This is a genomic window from Haloferax sp. Atlit-10N (assembly GCF_003586325.1).
In the GTDB taxonomy this organism is placed as follows: Archaea; Halobacteriota; Halobacteria; order Halobacteriales; family Haloferacaceae; genus Haloferax; species Haloferax prahovense.
This window is the reverse complement of record NZ_PSYX01000022.1, coordinates 1-2,571: the sequence shown is the minus strand read 5'-3', so window position 1 is coordinate 2,571 and position 2,571 is coordinate 1. Positions and strand designations below refer to the sequence as shown.

Here is a 2,571-nt window from a genome sequence, read left to right as displayed (position 1 = left end):
GATATGACCAAGGTACCAACCGATGAGGTTGTCGAGTCAGGCGGTGCTAGTAGAGGTTATGCCGCCGGAGATAGTTCACCGGTACCACCAAACAGCCGAACTCGATTTTTGGCCGTCCTTCTTCGTACGGTACCCCTTTGGAACTTGAGGAGGTCATCGCTGACGTTCTTCTGCTCGCTCTTCTCGACCTCGATGGCGATGCGGGCGTCGCCGTCGTAGAGGTCGACGCTGTAGTTGAAACCCAGATGCGACCAGGCTTGCAGTTCGGGTTGTGGCCGTCGGCGATTGCGGCATCGAATCCGACGACCTCCGTGTGTTTCGTTGAGCCGTCGAAGACGCTGGCCGGGACGGCCTCGACGGCTTCCCGAATCGACGCCAGTGCATCGTCCGGAAACGCCTTGGGTGAGGTTTGGGTGCGACGCGCGTTCAGTATAGCTACCTGATTGGAACGCAGTTCTAGCTGACTGAACGTGTTCCAGTAACAGATCAGTTGTGTCTGTGGAGAGCTTTACTATCCCGAGATTTCAAATCGCTTTGAGATGGCCATAGAGAGTTTGAGTCACATTAATAGTCATTGAATCGATGGATATGGTATGAAATCTTCTCCGGGAGAGGAACCGCAAGTACTTCTTGTCGACCCAGACGGGAGACTTGAGACACATCTCTCGGACGCACTTACGTCGGCCGGTTTCGGGACCCTTACGGTGACATCGGCAGCGGAGTGTATCGCGCTTGTCAAAGAATCTGCGGTTGATGGAGTAATTAGTCGGCACGGCCTTCCCGAGATGGACGGATCAACGCTACTCCGTTCGATCCGGGTCTCTAAGCCCTACCTCCCTGTTCTCTTGCTATCCCCTACGAACGAGTCAGTACAGGGAAGGGGACCCTCCACCGTGAGTGCTGTTTTCGATGAGACTACACCTGAGGCCATCGTCTCGGAACTGAGTGGGCTGATGGACGAGGAGGTGGAAGGACATCAACGATATAAACATCTGATCGAGATGTCTCCCGCACCAATCAACATTTTTGACCGTGACGGGCGTTCGGTCTGGTGTAACGATGCAGTTGTAGAGATGTTCGGCTTGAGTGACCGAGAGGAATTCCTCGGACGGTCAATTCTCGAGATGATCCATCCTGACGACCGAGAACGGGCTCAAGAGGAGATACTCTCCGTTATCGAGGAGAAAGAATCCGTGGGACCGACGCGAATGAGACTCCGTCGCGATGATGGGAGCGTCCGGTATATCCGCGTCTCTACGGCAATTGGGGAATACCTCGGAACAGATATCGGGCAGGCGATCGCCATCGACGAGACAAGCCGTATCGAACGGGAGCGCCAGCTGAAAGTGCTGGATAACTGGTTGCGGCACAATATCCGAAACAAAATGGCCATCATCAGGGGACTGGCAGAGGACATCCAGGCAGACCGCGTAGACGATGTGGCCGAGAGTGCCCGTAAGATCCAAGAGCACACGGATACGCTGGTTCAGCAAGCGGATCACGAACGACGGATCATCCAGCTTCTCGAGACGGACCGAAAGCAGACCCACGTCACGGTGGCTGTCGACGACATCGTGGCCAAGGTGATCAACGATGCACGCGAGGACTATCCCGCCGCGAACATCACAGTCCCCACAATGGAGTCGTTCCACGCCGATGCAATAGCAGAACTCGATATAGCGGTTCGAGAACTCGTCGAGAACGCAATCATCCATAACGACACCGAGGTTCCCGAGGTGATGGTAGAAGTCGAAGACGCCACGCCAGAAAACTGTGTCATCCGTATCACGGATAACGGACCCGGCATTCCAGAGATTGAGCAGAGCTACCTCCAGTTGGACAAGGAGATCGATGAACTGCAGCACGGTTCTGGCCTCGGCCTCGTCCTCGTGTATTGGGTTGTTCGACTTTCTGAGGGGACCATCACAGCCACAGACAACGACCCACGGGGGAGTGTCGTGACCATTAATCTCCAGAAGGGATGACCCGAATAACTCCACGATCGATGGTCTACGTGGATTTCATTGTCAGCAAGCAGCTGTAAGAGACTGAACAGCACTGTGATGAAGAGTGCCCAGCATCAGTCTGCTCGCGGGTCGCAATAGCCGACGACAGCGACGTCGTCGCAACTAGGATGCGGGTGACGCGGTGGCCCGACTCCGTCGCGACGAGGACTGTCCTTGTCGTCGACGTCAACCACACCAACCGTGTCATCTCGCTCGCACGGCAGGCACACCTGCTGAACACGTATCCGGTTGGAGGCCACGCCAGTTTCAACGTTGGTTTCTCGCAAGATTTTCAGTACTGCCTGGAAGAAGACGAAGACGTCAATCCAACCCCGGCGACACGACCGTCGCTCCACTGTTTGATGGTGCTGTTCATCTCGTCGCCTCGTGTGTCGCTCTCCTCGAAGAAAACGACGAGTCATCAGGAGGCCTTCTGTTCACAGAATCGAGTTCACCGCGACTGCATCTGTTCAGACCTGGGCGTTCGAAACCGCAAGCGAACGCATATGTCTCCGGCCCCCGCAGCGTCGCTATGTCTCTCTCGTGGAGTTGTTACCGTTGTGGG

At 55.6% G+C, this 2,571-nt stretch carries 1 protein-coding gene and 1 pseudogene; one reads left to right on the top strand and one right to left on the bottom strand.

Annotated features, from left to right (window positions below):
- Positions 1-49 precede the first annotated feature (49 nt).
- A pseudogene (locus C5B91_RS23045) lies at positions 50-454 on the bottom strand (hypothetical protein); the annotation flags it as partial.
- Between the two features lie 139 nt (positions 455-593).
- Here C5B91_RS23045 and C5B91_RS20830 point away from each other — a divergent pair.
- On the top strand, positions 594-1,985 hold the full coding sequence (locus tag C5B91_RS20830) for a PAS domain S-box protein (protein ID WP_083899915.1): 1,392 nt from the start codon (positions 594-596) through the stop codon (positions 1,983-1,985).
- Positions 1,986-2,571: the final 586 nt, after the last annotated feature.